This window comes from Clostridium ihumii AP5 (genome assembly GCF_000612845.1).
GTDB classification, from domain to species: Bacteria; Bacillota; Clostridia; order Clostridiales; family Clostridiaceae; genus Clostridium_J; species Clostridium_J ihumii.
This window is the reverse complement of the sequence record NZ_CCAT010000007.1, coordinates 1-20,050: the sequence shown is the minus strand read 5'-3', so window position 1 is coordinate 20,050 and position 20,050 is coordinate 1. Positions and strand designations below refer to the sequence as shown.

35 protein-coding genes are annotated in these 20,050 nt (G+C 28.0%); 32 read left to right on the top strand and 3 right to left on the bottom strand.

Going from position 1 to position 20,050, the window contains the following annotated elements:
- Positions 1–54 precede the first annotated feature (54 nt).
- Both BN346_RS01430 and BN346_RS01425 read right to left on the bottom strand, forming a co-directional pair.
- A complete protein-coding gene (locus BN346_RS01430) occupies positions 55–534 on the bottom strand; it encodes an ImmA/IrrE family metallo-endopeptidase (protein WP_034438590.1) in 480 nt (159 codons plus the stop codon).
- Between the two features lie 20 nt (positions 535–554).
- On the bottom strand, positions 555–1,232 hold the full coding sequence (locus tag BN346_RS01425) for a helix-turn-helix domain-containing protein (protein ID WP_034438588.1): 678 nt from the start codon (positions 1,230–1,232) through the stop codon (positions 555–557).
- Positions 1,233–1,407: 175 nt separating this feature from the next.
- On the opposite strand from BN346_RS01425, the gene BN346_RS01420 reads away from it, so the two are divergent.
- From BN346_RS01420 to BN346_RS01380, 13 genes are all read left to right on the top strand, one after another.
- Entirely contained in the window at positions 1,408–1,623 is a 216-nt protein-coding gene (locus BN346_RS01420; protein WP_034438586.1) for a helix-turn-helix domain-containing protein, read from the top strand.
- Positions 1,624–1,645: 22 nt separating this feature from the next.
- Positions 1,646–2,401, top strand: a complete 756-nt coding sequence (locus tag BN346_RS01415; RefSeq protein WP_034438583.1) for a BRO family protein — start codon at positions 1,646–1,648, stop codon at positions 2,399–2,401.
- A gap of 67 nt (positions 2,402–2,468) precedes the next feature.
- Entirely contained in the window at positions 2,469–2,669 is a 201-nt protein-coding gene (locus tag BN346_RS01410; RefSeq protein WP_034438581.1) for a hypothetical protein, read from the top strand.
- A gap of 35 nt (positions 2,670–2,704) precedes the next feature.
- Positions 2,705–2,935, top strand: coding sequence for a helix-turn-helix domain-containing protein (locus BN346_RS01405; RefSeq protein ID WP_034438579.1), 231 nt, complete (start codon positions 2,705–2,707; stop codon positions 2,933–2,935).
- A gap of 142 nt (positions 2,936–3,077) precedes the next feature.
- Positions 3,078–3,971: a phage replisome organizer N-terminal domain-containing protein gene (locus BN346_RS01400; RefSeq protein WP_034438577.1), complete on the top strand. Its 894-nt coding sequence runs from the start codon at positions 3,078–3,080 to the stop codon at positions 3,969–3,971.
- Positions 3,968–4,702 carry a hypothetical protein gene (locus BN346_RS20325; RefSeq protein ID WP_051539851.1) on the top strand — a complete coding sequence of 245 codons (735 nt, stop codon included), beginning with the start codon at positions 3,968–3,970 and terminating at the stop codon, positions 4,700–4,702. The genes BN346_RS01400 and BN346_RS20325 overlap by 4 nt, the downstream gene beginning before the upstream one ends.
- On the top strand, positions 4,703–4,870 hold the full coding sequence (locus BN346_RS21455) for a hypothetical protein (RefSeq protein WP_158644433.1): 168 nt from the start codon (positions 4,703–4,705) through the stop codon (positions 4,868–4,870). It begins immediately after the preceding gene.
- A gap of 18 nt (positions 4,871–4,888) precedes the next feature.
- The gene (locus BN346_RS01390) at positions 4,889–5,083 is read left to right on the top strand and encodes a DUF6906 family protein (RefSeq protein WP_034438575.1); all 195 of its coding nucleotides are present in this window, start codon (positions 4,889–4,891) and stop codon (positions 5,081–5,083) included.
- Positions 5,055–5,192 (top strand): aspartyl-phosphate phosphatase Spo0E family protein, encoded by a 138-nt coding sequence (locus BN346_RS20815; protein ID WP_081770886.1) that lies wholly within the window; start codon positions 5,055–5,057, stop codon positions 5,190–5,192. The genes BN346_RS01390 and BN346_RS20815 overlap by 29 nt, the downstream gene beginning before the upstream one ends.
- Positions 5,173–5,313 (top strand): hypothetical protein, encoded by a 141-nt coding sequence (locus BN346_RS21450; RefSeq protein ID WP_158644432.1) that lies wholly within the window; start codon positions 5,173–5,175, stop codon positions 5,311–5,313. The genes BN346_RS20815 and BN346_RS21450 overlap by 20 nt, the downstream gene beginning before the upstream one ends.
- Positions 5,294–5,467 carry a hypothetical protein gene (locus BN346_RS21445; RefSeq protein WP_158644431.1) on the top strand — a complete coding sequence of 58 codons (174 nt, stop codon included), beginning with the start codon at positions 5,294–5,296 and terminating at the stop codon, positions 5,465–5,467. The genes BN346_RS21450 and BN346_RS21445 overlap by 20 nt, the downstream gene beginning before the upstream one ends.
- Positions 5,468–5,569: 102 nt before the next feature.
- Positions 5,570–6,826, top strand: a complete 1,257-nt coding sequence (locus BN346_RS01385) for a DNA cytosine methyltransferase (RefSeq protein WP_242838376.1) — start codon at positions 5,570–5,572, stop codon at positions 6,824–6,826.
- An 84-nt stretch (positions 6,827–6,910) separates the two neighbouring features.
- Complete coding sequence (locus BN346_RS01380; protein WP_074432657.1) at positions 6,911–7,303, top strand: hypothetical protein; 393 nt, start codon at positions 6,911–6,913, stop codon at positions 7,301–7,303.
- Positions 7,304–7,394: 91 nt separating this feature from the next.
- On the opposite strand, the gene BN346_RS01375 is transcribed toward BN346_RS01380, so the two are convergent.
- A complete protein-coding gene (locus BN346_RS01375) occupies positions 7,395–7,730 on the bottom strand; it encodes a hypothetical protein (RefSeq protein WP_034438573.1) in 336 nt (111 codons plus the stop codon).
- 126 nt (positions 7,731–7,856) lie between these two features.
- On the opposite strand from BN346_RS01375, the gene BN346_RS01370 reads away from it, so the two are divergent.
- The 19 genes from BN346_RS01370 (at position 7,857) to BN346_RS21440 (ending at position 19,808) form a co-directional block, all read left to right on the top strand.
- Positions 7,857–8,234, top strand: coding sequence for a hypothetical protein (locus tag BN346_RS01370; protein WP_034438571.1), 378 nt, complete (start codon positions 7,857–7,859; stop codon positions 8,232–8,234).
- 33 nt (positions 8,235–8,267) lie between these two features.
- Positions 8,268–8,732: a hypothetical protein gene (locus tag BN346_RS20320; protein ID WP_051539848.1), complete on the top strand. Its 465-nt coding sequence runs from the start codon at positions 8,268–8,270 to the stop codon at positions 8,730–8,732.
- A gap of 14 nt (positions 8,733–8,746) precedes the next feature.
- Positions 8,747–9,262 (top strand): hypothetical protein, encoded by a 516-nt coding sequence (locus BN346_RS01360; RefSeq protein WP_034438569.1) that lies wholly within the window; start codon positions 8,747–8,749, stop codon positions 9,260–9,262.
- Positions 9,263–9,433: 171 nt separating this feature from the next.
- On the top strand, positions 9,434–9,652 hold the full coding sequence (locus tag BN346_RS01355; protein WP_034438568.1) for a hypothetical protein: 219 nt from the start codon (positions 9,434–9,436) through the stop codon (positions 9,650–9,652).
- On the top strand, positions 9,649–10,269 hold the full coding sequence (locus BN346_RS01350; protein ID WP_034438566.1) for a tyrosine-type recombinase/integrase: 621 nt from the start codon (positions 9,649–9,651) through the stop codon (positions 10,267–10,269). The genes BN346_RS01355 and BN346_RS01350 overlap by 4 nt, the downstream gene beginning before the upstream one ends.
- A gap of 329 nt (positions 10,270–10,598) precedes the next feature.
- Complete coding sequence (terS, locus tag BN346_RS01345; RefSeq protein WP_081770885.1) at positions 10,599–11,333, top strand: phage terminase small subunit; 735 nt, start codon at positions 10,599–10,601, stop codon at positions 11,331–11,333.
- 4 nt (positions 11,334–11,337) lie between these two features.
- On the top strand, positions 11,338–12,039 hold the full coding sequence (locus tag BN346_RS01340) for an HNH endonuclease (RefSeq protein WP_034438564.1): 702 nt from the start codon (positions 11,338–11,340) through the stop codon (positions 12,037–12,039).
- Positions 12,040–12,143: 104 nt separating this feature from the next.
- The gene (locus BN346_RS01335; RefSeq protein WP_034438562.1) at positions 12,144–12,494 is read left to right on the top strand and encodes a hypothetical protein; all 351 of its coding nucleotides are present in this window, start codon (positions 12,144–12,146) and stop codon (positions 12,492–12,494) included.
- Positions 12,487–14,190 carry a terminase large subunit gene (locus BN346_RS01330; protein ID WP_051539845.1) on the top strand — a complete coding sequence of 568 codons (1,704 nt, stop codon included), beginning with the start codon at positions 12,487–12,489 and terminating at the stop codon, positions 14,188–14,190. The genes BN346_RS01335 and BN346_RS01330 overlap by 8 nt, the downstream gene beginning before the upstream one ends.
- A 10-nt stretch (positions 14,191–14,200) precedes the next feature.
- Positions 14,201–15,442 (top strand): phage portal protein, encoded by a 1,242-nt coding sequence (locus tag BN346_RS01325; RefSeq protein WP_034438560.1) that lies wholly within the window; start codon positions 14,201–14,203, stop codon positions 15,440–15,442.
- Positions 15,435–16,025 (top strand): HK97 family phage prohead protease, encoded by a 591-nt coding sequence (locus BN346_RS01320; protein WP_034438558.1) that lies wholly within the window; start codon positions 15,435–15,437, stop codon positions 16,023–16,025. The genes BN346_RS01325 and BN346_RS01320 overlap by 8 nt, the downstream gene beginning before the upstream one ends.
- 22 nt (positions 16,026–16,047) lie before the next feature.
- Positions 16,048–17,307 carry a phage major capsid protein gene (locus BN346_RS01315; RefSeq protein WP_034438556.1) on the top strand — a complete coding sequence of 420 codons (1,260 nt, stop codon included), beginning with the start codon at positions 16,048–16,050 and terminating at the stop codon, positions 17,305–17,307.
- Between the two features lie 27 nt (positions 17,308–17,334).
- Positions 17,335–17,601 carry a head-tail connector protein gene (locus tag BN346_RS01310; protein WP_034438555.1) on the top strand — a complete coding sequence of 89 codons (267 nt, stop codon included), beginning with the start codon at positions 17,335–17,337 and terminating at the stop codon, positions 17,599–17,601.
- Positions 17,602–17,611: 10 nt separating this feature from the next.
- Entirely contained in the window at positions 17,612–17,944 is a 333-nt protein-coding gene (locus BN346_RS01305; protein WP_034438553.1) for a phage head closure protein, read from the top strand.
- Position 17,945: 1 nt separating this feature from the next.
- Positions 17,946–18,323 (top strand): HK97-gp10 family putative phage morphogenesis protein, encoded by a 378-nt coding sequence (locus BN346_RS01300; protein WP_423219648.1) that lies wholly within the window; start codon positions 17,946–17,948, stop codon positions 18,321–18,323.
- Between the two features lie 172 nt (positions 18,324–18,495).
- Complete coding sequence (locus tag BN346_RS22005) at positions 18,496–18,666, top strand: hypothetical protein (protein WP_242838375.1); 171 nt, start codon at positions 18,496–18,498, stop codon at positions 18,664–18,666.
- Positions 18,667–18,677: 11 nt separating this feature from the next.
- On the top strand, positions 18,678–19,277 hold the full coding sequence (locus tag BN346_RS01290; protein WP_034438548.1) for a major tail protein: 600 nt from the start codon (positions 18,678–18,680) through the stop codon (positions 19,275–19,277).
- Between the two features lie 28 nt (positions 19,278–19,305).
- Positions 19,306–19,587 carry a phage tail assembly chaperone G gene (gene gpG, locus BN346_RS01285; protein WP_034438547.1) on the top strand — a complete coding sequence of 94 codons (282 nt, stop codon included), beginning with the start codon at positions 19,306–19,308 and terminating at the stop codon, positions 19,585–19,587.
- A gap of 56 nt (positions 19,588–19,643) precedes the next feature.
- Entirely contained in the window at positions 19,644–19,808 is a 165-nt protein-coding gene (locus tag BN346_RS21440; protein WP_158644430.1) for a hypothetical protein, read from the top strand.
- Positions 19,809–20,050 lie beyond the last annotated feature (242 nt).

Below are 20,050 nucleotides of genomic sequence, written 5' to 3'. Positions count from 1 at the left end.
TTAAAAGTCACCTCACAGTTAATAAAAAATAAAAGTTCTATTTTTACTCATAGTCTAAACACTTTCTTTTAATTTAGTTTTAGGTATAATATCAATTGTTGGTTCAAAAGTAATTATATAATTCTCTGTTTCTAATTTAGCACCATATTTATTTTTATAATGTTGAATTGCGCCTGCTAAAAAATCTTCTGTAACTTCTAAAAATTCGGATGTTTCAAACCTGTATTTTAAACCTAAATTACATACATTTAGCAAGTTTGAAATTTTAATAAGATATTCATATCCCCATCTACGAGCAATTAACTCTTGTTTTCTATTTTCTAATTTTTCTTGGTCAGATATATCACCAAATGTAGTAAAATGATGACCTAGCTCTTCTGCTAATATACAGCATTTTTTAACATCAGTATCTATATTCTCATTAATAAAAATTGTGTTATCACAATAAAGTCCATCATTAGCTTCTAAAGTTGTTTCAATAACATCAATATTAATATCATTAATTTTAGTAATAGCTTTTTCATATTTAGTCATATAATCACCCCAAGTAATAATTAGAATTTTTTATTTTTAGCCATAAGGGATTTAATTTTTTCAATATCTCTTTTATTTGCTTCATCATTTTGATTATCCTTAGCATGTGCAGCCAGTGTCGTAGGAACATAAGATTCTTTTCTTTCAGCTACTTCTAGTTTGGGAATATTATCGCATGAATTTCTATATTCTACTTTAGTAGCTGTAATTAAATCATTGGTATTGTTATTTATAGTATTTTCTATGTATTTAGGTGTTTCAGTTAAATCATTACTATATTCAATTAATTTATCTTTACCTAAGTTATTTAATTTATTGTAGTTTTCTAATAATGTTGTTTCTTCTTTAGATAAAGTATAAGATCTATCCTCATCAGAAGGAGTATAAAGGTCACTTATGTCCATTGTAAAAGATATTGGTTTCATATTTTTTATAATCTCTTTATTTGCTTTTATAAATTGGTCATCAGGAATTCCAGTTTCCATTGGAGCATCTTCTTTTACTAACCAAGTAGGATTTACATTTATAGCTTTTGCAATTGATTGTAATACTGGTAATTTATATTGAGAAATAAAACCACTTTCATATCTTTGAATAGTAGAACTAGCAACTCCAACAATATCTGCAATTTCTTTAAGCGTAAATTTTAATTCTTTCCTTCTAGATTTAATCCTTTTCCCTATTTCTTTATTATCCATAATGAAATCCTTTCCGCATTTAAATTTATAAATACATTATATAACAAAAATTTGCATACTGCAACATAATAAATAAAAAGTACTAACAAAAATTGCATAATGCTATTGACACTGAATTTTCAAGGTGATAATATAAAAACATAGAAATTGCATAATGCAAAAGGAGGAGAACCAAATGGTAAATACATTAAAAGTAAAAGCTAGAATGGTTGAATTTGGTTTTACACAAAAAGATGTAGCTAAAGCTTTAAAGTTAGCAAATTCAACAGTAAGCCAAAAGTTAAACAATGTCAGACCAATGTATTTGAATGAAGCTGATATATTAGCAGATATGTTGAAAATAGACACTATGCAATTTGGTGAATATTTTTTTACTTCAAATATTGCATAGTGCAAAACAAGGGAGGGAAACTATGAGTAAAGAAATTTTAATTTTTAAGAATGATGAGTTTGGAGAAGTAAGGACATTAGTCATTAATAATGAACCTTATTTTATAGGAAAAGATGTTGCAAAAGTTTTAGGATATGCAGATTTAGGACATGCAGTATTAGACCATGTTGATGAAGAAGATAGAATTAATTCTAAAACTCAAGGGCAATTTGCCCCTGAGCTTGGTCAAAGGGGTACTTGGTTAATTAATGAAAGTGGGTTTTATAGCTTAATACTTTCTTCAAAAATTCCAAATTCAAAGAAATTTAAAAGATGGATAACATCAGAAGTTTTACCACAGATAAGACAAACAGGTGGATATATTCCACATAATGAAGAAGATAGCGAAAATGATATTTTGGCAAAGGCAGTATTGATAGCACAAAAAACTATAGAGAAGAAAAATAAAATAATAGAAGAACAAAAGCCACTAGTTAATTTTGCAAACAAAGTATCAGAATCACAAAATAGCTTATTAGTTAGAGAAGTTGCTAAATTGGCAAGTAAAAAAGGAATATCTATAGGTGAAAAAAGACTTTGGCAAAAACTTAGAGATTGGAATTTAATATTTAAAAATAGTAGAGAACCTAAACAATATGGAATAGATAGAGGGTATTTTGAAGTGATAGAGGGAACTAGGGAAAATTCAAAAGGAACATTCACTTATCAAACTACACGTATTACTGGGAAAGGACAAGTATATGTAATTTCTAGATTAGAAAAAGAAATGCAATTTTAAAGATATTACAATTCAATGTACAAATAAGATTGGAAGAAGTTATTTAGATAAGTTAGGAGAGTATGACATGAAAAAAATAATACCAGGAAATGTAAAGGAAGCAGTTTTAAAAGTAACAGAAGTAGTTTTAGAAGAAATTAAGGAAGTAGACGTATATAAAATCAAAGATATTTTAGAAAAAGAATATAGGATTAAGTTTTTCAATTCAGAGGCATTAGAAAAACTTATTCAAGAATCATTAAATAAAATAGTTTTTATCTATTATTAAGGTGTTCAAGAATAGAAAGGGTGTAGGTGAGGAATATGGTAAATTCTATAGATTTGACTGAAGAAATTAGAAAACATAAAGAGAATATTAAAAGAAAAACATATACAGTTAAAGAGTTAGCTATGATCTTAGGGGTTAGCGAAAATAAGGCAAGAGAGCTAACACATGCTAAAGATTTTCCTGTTATTGTGTTAGGAAAGAAAAGATTGACAGTTATATCTAAGTTGGATGATTGGCTAGAAGGACATTTAGGTATTGAATTATAAAAATTTAAGTGTGAGGTTAAAAATGACAAATATAAAAAAAGATTGCTCTGCAAAGCAATCTAAGCACTACGCTATAATTCTAAAAAATAACCAAGTAAATTGTAGCATAGTGTTTCTATAGTTGGCAAGGGGGAAATGGGTAATGGCTAAAGATAAGAAATATTATTGGCTAAAAATGAAGGAAGATTTTTTCGAAGAAGATACTATTCAGTGGTTGGAAGAACAGGAAAATGGCAAAGAATATTGTTTATTTTATTTAAAGTTATGCTTAAAGTCATTAAAAACAAATGGCATTCTTATAAGAAATGTAGGACAGATATTAGTGCCATATGATGTTAAAAAATTAGCATCTATGACTAATACTAATCCAGATACAGTACGTATTGCTATGGAGGTATTTAAAAATATTGGATTAGTTCAAATTTTAGAAAATGGAGAAATTTATTTATCACAATTAGATAATATGGTTGGTAGTGAAACTCAGTGGGCAAAGAAAAAAAGGGAGCAAAGATTAAAAAATAAAGATGGGGACAATGTCCCTCAACTGTCTACTAATTGTCCGACAGAGATAGAGATAGAGACAGAGATAGAGTTTAGAGATAGAACTAGAGATAAAGAGATAGAGACTACAACTATAGAGATAGAAAAAATTTGTGGTAGTAGTAGTGATGAAATTAAATTTGAAAAATTAAAAGTATATCTTCTAAAAAATGGATTTATAAGAGCTACAGATCAAAATATAAAGGCTATTATTAAGCAATTTCCTAGTTGGTGGATTAAAGACGCATTAAAAATTGCAGTATTTAACTCAAATTTCAATTTAGCTTATGTGTATGGAATACTTAGAAATTGGAATGATGATGGTAAAACAAAAGATATACTACAAGCAGAACAGTTAAAAAACAAATCAAAAAAGGTAGATAGCTTTAATAATTTTGAACAAAGAAATTATAACTATGATGAATTAGAAAAAGACTTATTGGGTTGGAATGACAGGGAAGATATAAATAATAATGGAGGAAGTGATCTGAATTGAGAAGAGTTGAGTTAGAAGGTCAATTAAGCTTATTCGATTTAGATACAAATATACCCAAAGTTGCTAACAATAATTTGAATAACCCAATATTAAACTTGAAAGTAGTGGAAATAAATAAAGAAGAAATAGAACTTAATGATACAGAAGTATTAAGTAGATATAGAAACATAGAAAACTTGAATAGGATTATATCTTATTGTGGCGGTGGATATGGCATTGAAATATATAAGGAAAGGAAATACATTACTTTATATATTAACAGAGTAGGAGAAAAGGAATTTGAAATAAATAATAGGTGTCCAGTATTGCCAATGGACAAGATACTATTTACAGCAGAAGCATTAAATTACAACAAAACCCAAGAAGAAGTATTAAAAAAATATAAAAATATTGCTAAAAAAATTATTAAGAGAAAAGGTGATGGAAACATTATTTTAATCTTAAAAGATGGACAAGTATTAAGCATAAATAACAAAGGATGGGTACTAGAATTCAAGAGCAAAGCTGTTTACGAAGAAAACGAAATAATCTTTGAAAATTTGGGAAAAGATAAGATTAATAGAAAAGAATTAAAAAAAGATGATAAAGTTGTTGTATTTTATGATAATTGCAAGTGCAAGGGTGTAGTAAGGTCAAAACATTCGATTTATGAAGCTTATAGCATTGATTTTGAAAAACAAGAGAAAATGTGTAATACAACATTTCATATTAGCCAAGTGGAGGTGTGCTAAATGGATTGGAGCGAAGTAGCAGAAAAAACTTATAAGGCAATACAGAATAAAAATATGAAAAAGAAAAAAGAAAAGGAAAAATTAATTAATGCATATTTTGATAAGAGCATAGAAAAAAACATGAATTCATCAAGAAGAAGAAATTTGAGAAGAAGGGGTCAAGTTTAAATATAAGGTGGGGAAAAAATGAAAAATGGTAAGAGTCTAACAAGAAAGCAAAAAACATTTTTATTAAGCAAAGGATATAATTTTAAAGATTACCTTTGCATCAAGAATACAAGCACTTTTCAAGAATTTTTTAACAGGAAAACAGGAGAGATTTTAACAATAGAAATTGAAGGAGTTGATATGGATGGAAGAATTAAGAGAAAAAATGCATAAAGCAATAAATCTTTATGGATTACTAGATCCGAGAACCATATGTATTAGCACAGAATTGGACAAGCTTATATCTAAGGAGCAAAAGAAATATGAAAAAAAATTTAATTAAGAAATTAGCAGAAGACGTAGTTAAAGGATATTTTGATAATGGAAATATTATAGAACTTTTAGAAGATGCCAACATTAAATTAAAAAAAGCAGGTAGTAAAAATGAAAATAGTAGAGAGTGAAATAAAGAGTTCACTGGGATGGAGATATAGAGAATTAAAAATTAAGTTAGAAGAGAAAGTAGATCAGCTTAATTTTATAAAGGAGTGTGGAACTAAGGAAAGTAGTAAGAGCCATACCATACAGCGTTTTGAAAGAACAACAGAAAATAATTAAAACATACACAAAATGATTACGAGGTGAAGTAAATAGAATGTGGGTTATGATAGGAATATTTATTTTACTATGGTTAGGACTTGTTATAACAGGAAATCATAATTGACTAAAGTAGGTGAAAATATGGGATTAATAGTAGATAACTTTGCGGGTGGTGGTGGAGCTAGTACAGGAATAGAAATGGCATTAAACAGACCAGTAGATATAGCAATTAATCATGATCCAGCAGCAATACTAATGCATAAAACTAATCATCCACAAACAAAGCATTATCAAGAAAGTGTTTGGGATGTTGATATTAGAGAAATAACAAAAGGAAAGAAAGTAGATTTAGTTTGGTGTAGTCCTGACTGTAAGCATTTTAGTAAGGCTAAGGGAGGGAAGCCAGTAAATAAAAATATAAGGGGGTTGGCTTGGGTAGCTATTAAGTGGGCCGGCACAGTAAGACCAAAAGTTATTATTTTAGAAAATGTAGAAGAATTTCAGACCTGGGGTCCTATAGATAAGAATGGGAAACCTATAGCTAAAGAAAAAGGAAGAACATTTAGAAGTTTCTTAAATGCATTTAAGTATTTAGGATATAAAACAGAATATAAAGAGTTAGTAGCTGCAGATTATGGAGCACCAACTACGAGAAAAAGATTTTTCTTAATTGCTAGGTGTGATGACAAGCCGATAGTATGGCCAGAAGCTACACATGGTCCAGGTAAAAATCCTTATGTAGCAGCAAGTTCAATAATAAATTGGAATTTAGAAGTACCAAGTATATTTGAAAGAAAAAAGCCTTTAGCAGAAAATACATTAATAAGAATTGCAAGGGGAATACAGAAATATGTAATAGAAGATAAACCATATATCATAGATAATATTGCATATTTTTTAAGTCATTATTATACACATCAAGGAAAAGAAACGAGGTGTAGTAGCTTAAGAGAGCCAATAGCAACAATACCAACTCAAAACAGATTTGGATTAGTATCAGTTAAGTTACAAGATATTAAGTTACCAATAAAAGATGGTGTAGCAGCATTCCTTACTAAGTATTATGGATGTGATACTGGTCAAAGTTTAAATGGGCCAATACACACTATAACCACTAAAGATAGATTTGGATTAATTACTGTAAAAAGCAAAGATTATAGAATAGCAGATATAGGATTAAGAATGCTTACAGCTAGGGAGCTATTCAATGGTATGGGATTTCCTAAAGATTATATTATAGAAAGAGATTACACAGGAAAGAAATATCCAACAACACAGCAAAAAGCAAGGTGTGGGAATGCAGTAGTGCCAACATTAGCAAAAGTATTAGTACAAGCTAATTTACAGTATAAAGAACCATTAAAAGAAGTAATATAAATATTTTATTATCTATATATAACGATAAATAAATATTTTGATTATTATGTGACTTAAATAAAAAATGAGAGTGAGGTAAATTTAATGAAAAAATTATATAAATTTTATTGGGATTGTGGTAGACGAGGTGATGTAAAAGGAATGTTCATAGCAGAAGAAAAAGAAGTTCAAGAAGCTATAGGTCAAGAGATATATTTTGGCGAGATACTTGGAAAACATAGTGAAGTTTATGGGACTTTAGAAAAAGGCGAAATTACCGAAGTAAAGGTATCAGACACAACTATAAAGGAAATGGAAGAAGTTATAGGTACTACTATAAGTGGCTATAACCCTTTAAATTATATTGAGCATGATTGTAGTAGATGTGAAGATTCAATGACAATAGAAGATTGTGATTGGTATATTACTGAAGCTGGAGAAAAAATCTGTGAGTACTGCGCAACAGAAGAAGAAAAAAATTCTTTAACTAAGTTATAATTCACAATACAAATATATTACGAATTAGAGTAATTAGTAATATTTAAAAAAATAAAGGACTAATTTAAAAGTAGTCCTTTATATAAAAGATTTATATAGTTGCTTGGATTTTTCTTTTAGATTTATCTTCATGGAATATTTGAGTGGAAATTCCAGGCGTTCCATCGGAACAAGTATATGTGTAAGTAGATTTTTTTTTATTAAAATCACTAATTGATGATGCTATAATTTTGCCAGCTTTACTATGTTCATGTTGTCCTTTTTCCCTATTCAACCAAAAGCCATAGTATTCATAAGAAAAATCAACTGAAATTAAGTTGTTTTTATAAGTAAGTTCTAAAGCATTTATAATTTTTTGTGAATAAGCCCAAACATTATAAATTTTTAAATCTTTATTAGTAAAAATATATCTATAGTAGTAATACATCTAATTCAGCTCCTTTATTTGTTATATATAACATTATATTACTATTGATACAAATGTAAATATTGGATATTAATTATAAAAACAAAATATTTAGAAGTTCAAAATTAGAGAGAAGAAGGTGAGTAAATGGAAAACATACCTTGTAGATTAGAATGTGCTTATTGTGTAAGAAGCTATAAACAAGGTGGCGAATGTAGTGGAAAGAAAAACAATGAGAAAGGATGCTTGATATTTAAAAAAAATCCTTTAGGGTGTATAAGAAATAAGGATTTCATGATACCAATTCCATTATATCAAGAACTACAACCGTTTGACACATGGTGTGATGATTGGACACTTAATGGTGAAGATACAAGAATAAAAATAAAAAGGATTCAAGGAGTTAAATGGGACAATAAAAAAGGATATTTACTTTTATATTGTAATTGTGATTATTATGTAAATGAATTTAATGAAAACTTTAGAGAATCTAACAGTAAACCAATGTTGAAGGTTATTAAATAAATAATTAAAATTGGAGATAAAGAGGGTGAAATTATGAATTTTTTAAAGAAGATATATGGTAATTTAGATAGATGTACTAAAGTGATAGTAATTTTTTCAATAGCTTTGAGTTTAGTACAGTTATTGAATGGCAAAGTAACAGAATTATATTTAATAATGATAATTATAGCATTATTAAATATAAGTGTTTGTCATTATGAGAATAAAATAAAATTACTTCAAGGAGAAATACTTAAACTTAAAGCATTAACGAAAGGTACAGCAAGAAGGAGTAAAGATATAAAAAGAGTAGAGGAATATAGGATATTCACAAAAGATGATTACAAAAGATATAGATTAGCTGGAATGAAAGCATGGGAAATTAGTAAGGGCGCTGTAGAATTTATAAATGATAGCTTTGAAAAAATAGGTAAAGGTGAAAAATTTATTATAGGTGTTGGAAGAGATAGTATTATGTTTTATAGTATAGAATATTTTAATAAAAATATATTAGGTTAAGGGTGGGATACAATATGGAGATGAATAATGAAAATATAGATGAAATAATAGAAAAAGCAACAAAAAAGGCAATAAAAGAATTTAATAAAGAGAGGATACAAGATTCAAAAGATAAAATTTTCCATAACACAAAATTATTATTAGAGAATTATAATGAGTTGAAAGAACATGTCAATAATGCAATAGATGATGCAGGAAAATTAAAGGAAGAGTATTTAATGGAATTAGATACATCACAAAAAGATGAAATATATATACTAAGTATAAAGAGAAGTAAAAGTAAAACTTTGATAATGATAGCTCATATAGATATGGCAATGAATATATTGAAAAAAAAGCAAAAAAAATTAGGCACAATTGAGAAATATAATGTTTTAGAAATGTTTTATTTTCAAAAAGTACCATATGATGATATAGTAAAAAAAATAAATTGTGGAATCAATACTCCAAGAAGGTGGATTAATGAAATGATTAAAGAGTTAGGAATATTGCTGTTTGGAGTAGAAGGAATAAAATTTGAAGTGGTGTAACAATGGTAAAAAGATGGAGTTTTAATGGTAGTTTAAATGTTATATAATGATATCATGAAATAATTATATAACGGTAAATTGCACTCAGGGATTAAAAAGTTATAGCTGTTAAAAGACTAGGTATTTTGTACTTAGTCTTTTTTTATGCGAACAAAGAAAGTAGGTGAGGATATGGGTAAGATATATAGTTCCTATAAGTGTACAGGTTGTAAGAAAGAATTTGTGTTATTAACAGAGGATATAGAAAAATTTAAGGGCTATTTAGCATGTCCTTACTGCAATAATAGAAATATAAAAAGTTTGAAAGTTGAAGATAGCTTAAAAGAATGTATGAATGAAAGAGTATACAAGAAAGTTCATGGAGCAATAAGGCAGGTAAGTCAAAAATGAGAAAGAAAGGTAAAAATGCATCAGTAACAATAAAAGATGTAAAGGACTTACAAAGAATATCCAATAGGTTAAAAGAATATAATTATCCAGCTTATATTTTATGGAGCATAGGTGTTAATACAGGATATAGGGGATGTGATTTAGTTGAATTAACTGTAGGAGATATAAGAAAATCACTTGAAACAGGTGAATTAGTAATTTTAGAAGAAAAAACTAAAAAGACTCGTAAAATACAATTTGAAAGAGTAGTTGTTTTAAGTAGTAAGCTTTTAATTATTTTGAAAGATTATATTGAAAGTAAACATGATTCAGAGTATTTGTATTGGTCACAGAAGGGAAAAGGAATTGCACCATTTAAAGAACATATAAGAAGAGATAGTTTAGGAAAAATATTTAGAGAGGTCATTATAGAATTGGGTATTGCTAAAAATTCTATAGGTGTTCATACACCAAGAAAAACATATGGATATTTTCAGTATTTAGAGCATGATAAGGATATTAATTATGTACAAAAGTTGTTTGGGCATAGTAAGCCAAGTATAACAATGGAGTATATAGGATTAGACAATGATATACTTCAAGATTCAGCTAAAAAAGCAGATAAGTATGTGTTCTAAAATATTGATATATTCATTTTTTTTACACTAGAATACCTCATTTTTAAGCTAATAGTTATTAATGGTATAAAAAACAATGCATATATAAGTAGAGTTATAAAAAATATAATACCTCACAATGGAGCAAAGTAAGGTATTTAATCCCTTAAAATATCACTTATAAAAGATACAAGGAAGAGTGTGTTACAATTCAAGGAATAAAATGTAAAAAACAACGGAAAACAACACAACTAAAATTCGTAATAAACATAGTAAATAACTTTGATTATATATCAATTTCAAACTAACATTTATGAGTTTGAAAATTAGAAAGGAGAAATATATGAGAAATGAGCAAACATAAAAGCAATAATCGAGAAAAAGCCTTTAAAATTTATAAGAAATTTAAAGGAAAAATAACTTCAAAAGAAATTGCTAAATTGCTTAATGAAAAAGAATCGAATATAAACTATTGGAGGAGAGTAGACAAGTGGAAAAAATTATATAAGCCACAAGGTGGTGCTCCATTAGGAAATACAAATGCAGTAGGAAACAAAGGCGGAGCTCCAAAGGGAAACACAAATAGTTATAAGTATGGTAACTATAGTTCAAGGATTCCTTTAGCAGTAAAAAATATAATGGAAGAGTTAAACGTAGAAGATCCATTAGAAAAGCTATGGAGAAGTATTTGTTTACAAGAGGCAAGAATAATTAATATGCAAGACATAATGCATGTTGAAAGCAAAGAAGATATAACTAAAGAACTAAAGAAAACAACATATGGTGATAAGATGCAGAGTCAAGAGTATGAAATACAATTTGCTTGGGATAAGGAAGCTAACCTTATCAATACACAGTCTAAAGCATTTAATACATTAGCAAAGTTAATTAAACAATATGATGAAATGTTAAATGCTAATTGGGATATAGTAACAGAGGAGCAAAAGCTTAGGGTAGAAAGATTAAAAGTACAAATAGATAATCCAGAGTTAAGACATAGAAAAGAACATGATATTAAGAAGTTGGAGTTAGAAAGAGAGAGGTTTGAACATATAAAAACTATGGATGCAATGAAAGTATGGTGATTAAATGGCACAGGAGTTTTCAAGAAAGTTTTACAAATCAAAAGAATGGATTGACTTTAGAAAGATAATATTAGCTGAAAGAGGTCCAATATGTCAGCAGTGTAAGAAGATAATTAGAGAATCACGACATATACAATTACATCATAAAGAGGAACTTACACCAACAAATATAACAGATGTTAATATAACTCTTAATCCAGATAATATAGAAGTACTTTGTCAAGAGTGCCACAATAAACTACATGGAAGATGGTGTAAAGGTCAAATAAAAAAGAAAAAGGAAAGAGGAATATATATTGTATATGGTCCACCATTATCAGGGAAGACATCTTATGTTAAAGAGAATATGAATAAAGGTGACATAGTAGTTGATATGGACAGATTGTATGAAGCCGTTACATTATTACCTAGATATGATAAGCCAGACAATTTAAAGTACAATGTATTGTCAATTAGAAATACTATATTAGATAATATAAAAACAAGATATGGAGGATTTAAAAGTGCTTGGATAATTGGTGGATATGCAGATAAGTATTCAAGAGAGCAATTAGCAAAAGAGTTAGGGGCAGAACTTATCTTCATAGATGTAGATAAAGAAGAATGTTTATATAGGTTGAAGTACTGTAATGATTATAGACAACAAAAGTATGAAGATGAATGGATTAAATATATAGAGAAATGGTTTAGTGAATACACTAAGTAACCCCCCATAATTAATTTTGAGTGAGAACTCAAAGGACCGGTGGAGGTACACATCAGGAACACACAAACCGAAAAATTTGAAAATTGAAAGAGGTTTTCAGAAAAATGGAAAAAACGTTAGTATATAAAAGAGAATATGAAAAAATAAAAAAAATATTTAATGATGTAGAAGATAATAAGAAGGAGCTTGTTGAAGGATTAATTCAAGATGCTTCTTTTTTATATGCTGAAAATTATGTTTTAAGAGAATTAATAATGGAAGTTGGTACGATTAAAATAAATCCTGTAAATAAAGCATTACAGAAGTCAACAGAAGCAGGAAAACAATATTTAAAGAATGTCAATAGTTATTCTATAGTTATAAAAACATTAAATAGTATATTACAGAAAAATGTGATTGAAGAAGATGATGATTTTGATAAGTGGATTAAAGATAAGATGAGTATAAATGAGTAGCAAAAATTTAAAAACAATTGTTAAATTAGCCAATAGTGAAATTAATGGTAAACATTCATGGTTATTAGAGTATTACAATAAATCGATAACAGGAGAAATTGTTCTAGGCAATGAGTTAAAAACTTGCCTTAAAAATCTAATAGAGGATTTAGCTGATGATAGATTTATATATGATACAAGTGGTGCAGATTTAAGAATTGAGTTTATAGAAACATTTTGCAAGCATACAAAATCTCCATTTAACGGAATGCCTTTCTTATTAGAATTATGGGAAAAGGCAGTAATAGAAGCGTTCTATTCTTTTAAATGGAAAGATACAGGACTAAGAAGATTTAAAAAGTTAATTTTATTAGTCGCTAGAAAAAATGGCAAAAGTACGTTTTGTGCAGCATTATGTTTTACTGAATTTATGATAGGCAATGCAGGTTCAGATATTATATGTAGTAGTAATGATGATGCACAGGCTAATCTCATATTTGATGAAATTAATAATATGAGAGAAATGTTTGATAAGAAAAGCAAAAGAACTCATAAAAATTTAAAGGGTATATTTAATCTAAAAAATAAATCAACTATCAAAAAGCTTAGTGATAAAACAAGAAATAAAGAAGGAAGAAATATAGAACTTGCAATATTAGATGAAAGCCATGAAATGAAAGATAATGTAATAGCAAAGTCTATAGAGCAATCACAAAGTATTAAAGATGAACCAATGTTTATAAATATAACTACAGAGGGTTTTGTTGATGATGGATATTTAGATAAAGAACTTATTTATGCTAGAAAAGTATTAAAAAGAGAAATAGAGGATGATACATTACTACCTTGGTTATATACACAAGACAGTGAAACAGAAGTGTATCAAGATGAACAAAGTTGGTTTAAAGCTAATCCAAGCTTAGGAACTGTTAAAAAAATTCAGTATCTAAGAGACCAATTAAGAAAAGCTCAACATGATAAGGCAGAAAGGGTATTTACACTATCTAAAGATTTTAATTTTAAACAAAATAGTAGTGAAGCATGGTTAATGGAAAAAGATATAGTTAATGATCTAACTTATAATATTGAGGATTTTGTTGGATCAATAGGTTTAGGAGCAGTTGATTTATCAGAAACAACAGACTTATCTAGTGCAAAAGTACTTATAAAGAGACCCAATGATAATAGAAAATATATTTTACAAAAATATTTTATTCCAGAAACGAAGGTTGAAGAAGGGTCAGAAGAAGATAAAAAAAATTATTTAGAGTGGGCAAAACAAGGATTAATTCATGTTTGTAGAGGGAATGAAGTTGATTATAGTGATATAGTAATGTGGTTTGTAAGCTTATATAAAAAATATAATATAAGATTATTTAAAATTGGTTATGATAGGTGGAATGCAAAATCATTTGTAAAAGAAATGGAGGACTATGGATTTGAATTAGAAAAAATAGGACAAGATTATAATAATTTATCAACACCCATGAAGTTAGTTGAAGCAGACTTAAAAAGCAAGTTAATAAATTATAATAAAAATCCTATAGATATATGGTGTTTAAAAAATACAGTTGCAAAAGTTAATCAATATGGACAGATAATGCCAATGAAACATAATGATACAGGAACACAAAGAATTGATGGAGCAGTAACTTTAATAATTTTATATGCAGTATATGACAGATACAGGAGAGAATATTTAGAAATAGTTAGATAGGAGGTGACTTATGGCTTTTAAAAATATATTTAAATTATTTAAAGAAACAAAAATACAAAGAGAATATGCAAAAATGCTTAATGGTTCAACACCTATCTTTTCTCAATTCGGTTCGGATATATATGCAAGTGACATTGTACAAAATTGTATTAGGTGTATTGTAAATGAAATAAGTAAGTTACAACCTAAACATATTCGTGTATATGATGGAAAACAAAATATTATTAATGGCAGCATTAATAGACTATTGAAATATGGTCCTAATGAAGTAATGACAACTACAGATTTTTTAGAAAAAATAACTTATCTTAGAGAAGTAAATAAAAACTGTTTTATATATCCTAAATATAAAAAAATAGATTTAGGACAAGGAACATATAAAAGAGAATATATAGGGTTATATCCATTAAATCCAACCTTAGTTGAATTTTTAGAGGATACTACAAATAGAATATTTGTAAAATTTACATTTAAAGGTGGGAGTGATGTTACACTACCTTATGATGAGATAATTCATTGGAGAAAAGATTTTGGAGCTAATGATTTAATGGGTGGGGATATAAATGGAGAACCAAACAATGAAGCATTATTAAAGTTATTAAAAACTAATGATACTATAATTCAAGGTATTGATAAGGGAATAAAATCATCATTGTCAATTAGAGGATTATTAAAGATAAATACAATGTTATCAGATGATAAACAAATTAAAGAAAGAGAAGAATTTGAAAAAAAAATTTTAGATGCAAGTAGTGGTATATTGCCAATAGATTTAAAATCAGAATATACACCATTAAATGTAAATCCTAAGTTTATAGATAAAGATACAATGGAATTTATAGATAAGAAAATTTTAAACAATTACGGGGTATCTTTAGCAGTATTAAATGGAGATTTTACAGAGGAACAATACCAGGCTTTTTATGAAAAAACATTAGAACCAATGATTATAAGTTTAGGAAGAGTGTTCTCAAAGGTACTATTTACAGTAAGAGAGTTAGATTTTGGAAATGAAATTATTTTTTATTCACAAGGGTTAATGTTTACTAATATGAAAAATAAAATATCAGCAGTAGATGTATTAAGCAGTAGAGGAACTCTTACAGATAATCAAATATTAGGTATATTTGGATTTCCACCTTTTGAGGGCGGAGATATTAGACATATGTCTTTAAACTATATAAATAGAGATATAGCGGATGCATATCAAATGAGTAAGGGTAACGTTGTAAAGGAGACTAAAAATGAATGATGAAAGAGAAAAAAGGCTAGTTGAATTTAGAGCTGTAGATAATGATGAAAATAAAATGCTTATTGAGGGTTATGCTATTAAGTATGACCAACCAGCAACACATGAATATGGTGGTTATAAATTCACTGAAACTATAAAAAGAGGTGCTTTAGACAATACAGATATGAAGGATGTACCATTAAGATATAATCATAATGATACATTTTGCATAATGGCAAGGACTAGAAATAATAGCTTACAGTTAATAAAAGATGATATAGGACTTAAAATAAAAGCTGAATTAATAGATACACAAAGTAACAGAGACATCTATAAATCAATTCAAGAAGGATTGATTGATAAGATGTCTTTTGCTTTCACTGTAGGCGAAAGTGGTGATACTTGGACTTATGGTAAGGATGAAACATTAAGGGAAGTTACAAACATTAATAAATTATTTGATGTAAGTGTAGTGGATACTCCATTTTATGATACAACTTCTGTTTATGCAAGGAGTTTTGAATTGTTGGAGAATAATTTAAAACAGCTGGATGGCTTAGACTTACAAAAAAGGAAGTTAGAAATTAAGTATAAATATAAATAAATGAAAGAAAGAGGTAACACAAATGGATTTAAAAAAATTATTACAACAAAAACAAGAACAAAGGGCAAATTTTTTAAAAAGTATAGAAGGTGCAGAAACAAGAGAAGCATTAGATAAAATAGAATTAGATATAAGAAAAATTGATATAGACATAGAAGAATTAAAATCTAAAATAAGGGAAGAAGAGGAACAAGACCCAGCTAAAAGAAGTTTAGGTAATGATCCAGTTGGAGGATTTGAACCTTTAGCAACATATAGAACAAATACAGAAACAAGAACAGAGGTAGATTTATATGGATCATTGGAATATAGACAAGCATTTAGAAATTATGTTGTAGATGGAACACCAATACCTGAAAAATTTATACAAGAAGAAAGAGCAGATTCATTGACAACAGTAGCAGATATAGGAGCTGTAATACCAACAACAATAATGAATAAAGTTATAGAAGATATGACAATAGAAGGTAAAATATTAAATAGAGTTACTCAAACATCATATCAAGGTGGAGTAGCGATACCTATTTCAGAAGTGAATCCAGAAGCAACATGGTTAGCAGATGAAAGTACAGTGTCAGATGAACAAAAATCAAAAATGGAGGCAAAAGTAACTTTTTCATATCATGTGTTAGAAGCAAAGGTTGCTATAGGATTATTAACATCAACAGTATCACTACCAATATTTGAAGCTACTGTAGTTAAGCAGTTAAAAAAGGCAATGATAAGGGCAATAGAAACTGCAATTGTAAGTGGTGATGGAAGTGGAAAACCATTAGGATTTACAAAAGTCGAAGTGCCTAAAGAACAACAAATTGATATGACAGTAGAAGACATAGGAACAGTAGCAAAGTGGGCAGAAGTTGAAGCAAGTATTCCAGAAGTAAGTGAAGATAGTGTTATATATGTTATGAGTAAAGCAACATGGGAGAAGTATCTAAATGGAATGACTGATAAAAACGGACAAAAAATAGGATTAGGAAAGATAAATGAAAAAGGACAAAAAATATTAAATGGTAGAGAAGTATTAACAGTAGATAAACTTCCAAGCTTTGATACTGCTAAGGCAGGAGATATATTTGGTGCTGTAATAGACCTAAATAATTACATGCTAAATTCAAACTTAAATATGTATTATAAAAAGTACTTTAATGATGATAAAAATAAATGGATTCATAAGGCTTTAATGATTGCAGATGGTAAAATGGCAGTCGGAAAGGATAGTAATAATAAATTAGTTGGAGCACAAGGATTAATCTACTTAAAGAAAAAAGCATCAGTTTAAAACTGGTGCTTTTAAAAAGGTGATAAAATGATAGTTTCTGTTGAAGAAGTTAAGGAATATTTAAAAATAGACGGTGATGAAGAAAATAAATACTTAGAAATATTAATAAATGCAGCAGAAGAATTTATAATGAATGGAACTGGTAAAAAATTTGATTCAAATAATAAGTTAGCTAAAATTGTAGCATTATTTCTAATTGGTGATATGCACGAAAATAGAACAATGACAACTGAAAAAGTAGGTGTCAAAGTTAGAGAGATAGTTACAATGATATTAATTCAATTAGCTTATTAAGAGGTGAAATATGAATTTTTCTAAATTAGACAAAAGAATAAAATTCATATCTATAATAGGTGAAAATGGTGTTGATGAAGATGGATATAAAATTGAAGGTACTAAAGTTATTAGAGAATGTTGGGCGAGTGTTAGAGGATTAAGAGGAAGAGAATTTTACAATGCAGCATCAATACAATCACAAGAAGATAAAATATTCAATTGTAGATATTTTGAAGGAATTACAACTAAAATGAACATTTTGTATAACAATAGAAAATTTAATATTTATTCTATAAATGATTTAGAGGAAAAACACATTGAATATGAGATACATGCAAAGGAAGTGAGAAAAAGTGGCTAATATGGAGTTGGAAGGTATAGGAGATTTGATAGAAAAGATAGAGGAGATGGGGAAACAAGGGGTTAAAGCAGAAAATAGAGCACTTAAAAAAGCAGGTCAAATAATTTTAGAAGAAGCTAGAATAAATACACCTAAAAAAACAGGAAAGTTAAAAAAAGGGTTGAAATTATCTGGGATTAGGGAAAAAGGTACTAGTAAATATGTACTTGTAGGAATTCAAAAAGGAGATAATAGTAGTATATTTTATGGTAAATTTTTAGAATTTGGAACTAGTAAAATGCCAGCAAAGCCTTTTATGTCTCCAGCTTATGAGAGTAAAAAGAAAGAAGCACAAGAAGTTATAAAGTTAGAATTAAAAAGTGCTTTAAATTTAAAGTAGGTGATGTATTATCAGTATAAATAGAATAATAATAGATACACTTAAAGAATTAGATGTTCCAGTAGAATTCAGAACATACACAGGTAATAGTGAAACATATATTACTTTTTTTACTTACTTAGAGCAGGGTGAGAGTTATTATGATGATGTAGAAGGCATCACAGGATTTTATGTGCAAATAGATATTTGGAGCAAAAAAAACTTAGAACAATTAAAAGAAATAACAGTAGATTTATTAAAGAAGAATGGATTCATTAAGAGAACAATACATGATGCAGCATATGAACCCGATACAGGATTATTCCATAAAGTATTGAGGTTCTTTTATTATATAAAAAATTAGGAGGAATAATTATGGCAATTAAAGGATTAAGAAATTTTAGATATGTAAAGTTAACAAAGGATACTAAAGATGAATTAGAATATGATACAAAAATAAAACAACTTGTAGGTGCTCAGAGTATAAAAATTTCACCTAAAACAAATTCAGCTGAATTGTATGGAGATGACCAGTTACTAGAAACAGTAACTGCACTTGGAGCAATTGAGGTTGAAATAGATGTTGCAGAGTTAAAACTAGAAGAGAGAGCTGATTTGTTAGGTTATAAAATAGAAAATGGTGTACTTGTAGAAAATAAAGATGCTACGGCAACAGAAATAGCTTTTGGTTTTGAAGCACCAAAATCAAAAAGTGATAATGAACAGGAAGCCTTTAGAATGGTGTGGCTAACAAAGGGTAAAGCAGAGCCATTAGAAGAAGAGGGTAAAACTGGAGAGGATAAAATAGAACTTCAAACTCAAAAGGTTAAATTTAAATTTATGCCGCGTATAAATGATGGTGTTTACAAACTTACAGCTGATACAGATTTAACTGGGGCACCAACTCAAGAGGAATTTTTTAAACAAGAATTTTTAAAAAGCTGTAAAAAAACAACAGTAGTAAAAAGTAATTAAAAATTAATTAAAATTAGGAGTGAATAAGATGAAAATTACATTGTTAATAGGTGGAAAAGAAAAAACTTTTATAGCACCTTTTGTGAGTACTAGAAGATTAAAGGAAACATTAGCTTTAAGCAAATTAATGGAGAAAGGGGTTAATTCAGATTCAATAGATACATTAGGAGAATATATGGTTGCTGTTTATGGAAAGCAATTCACTATAGATGAATTATTGGATGGATTTCCAGCAAATGAGTTTATAGATAAAGTAGTTGAAGATATGGAAAAAGTTATAGGTAGTTTTGAAAAAAAATTAAAAAACTAAATTCCTCTGAGAAAGTGGAAGGTGAAAGTGCTTGTACACTTACTACAGAGGATTTTATGTTGGATATTTATAGTAACCTATTAAAACAAGAAAAGTGGACTATGAATGATATAGATGATATGGATATATTTTATTATATTGATGTTTTAGCATATACATCAAAAAATAACAAAGAAGAAAAAGAAAAAGAAATATATATAGATCAATGTGGGTGGTTATAAGAGATTAGTGTTTATTCATTAATCTCTTTTTATTTTTAGGGAAAGGAGGAGATTTATATAGCAGAAGATGTAGGAAGTTTAGTTGTTCGAGTAGCAATGGAAAATAGTAGTTTTGACCAAGGCGTTAAAAATTTAAATAGGTCATTAAAAGAAATTCAATCTGAGTTTAAGAATGCTACGGCTGGACTTAAAGACCATGGAAAAGGATTAGATAGGTTAAAAGCAAAACAAGAAATGCTTTC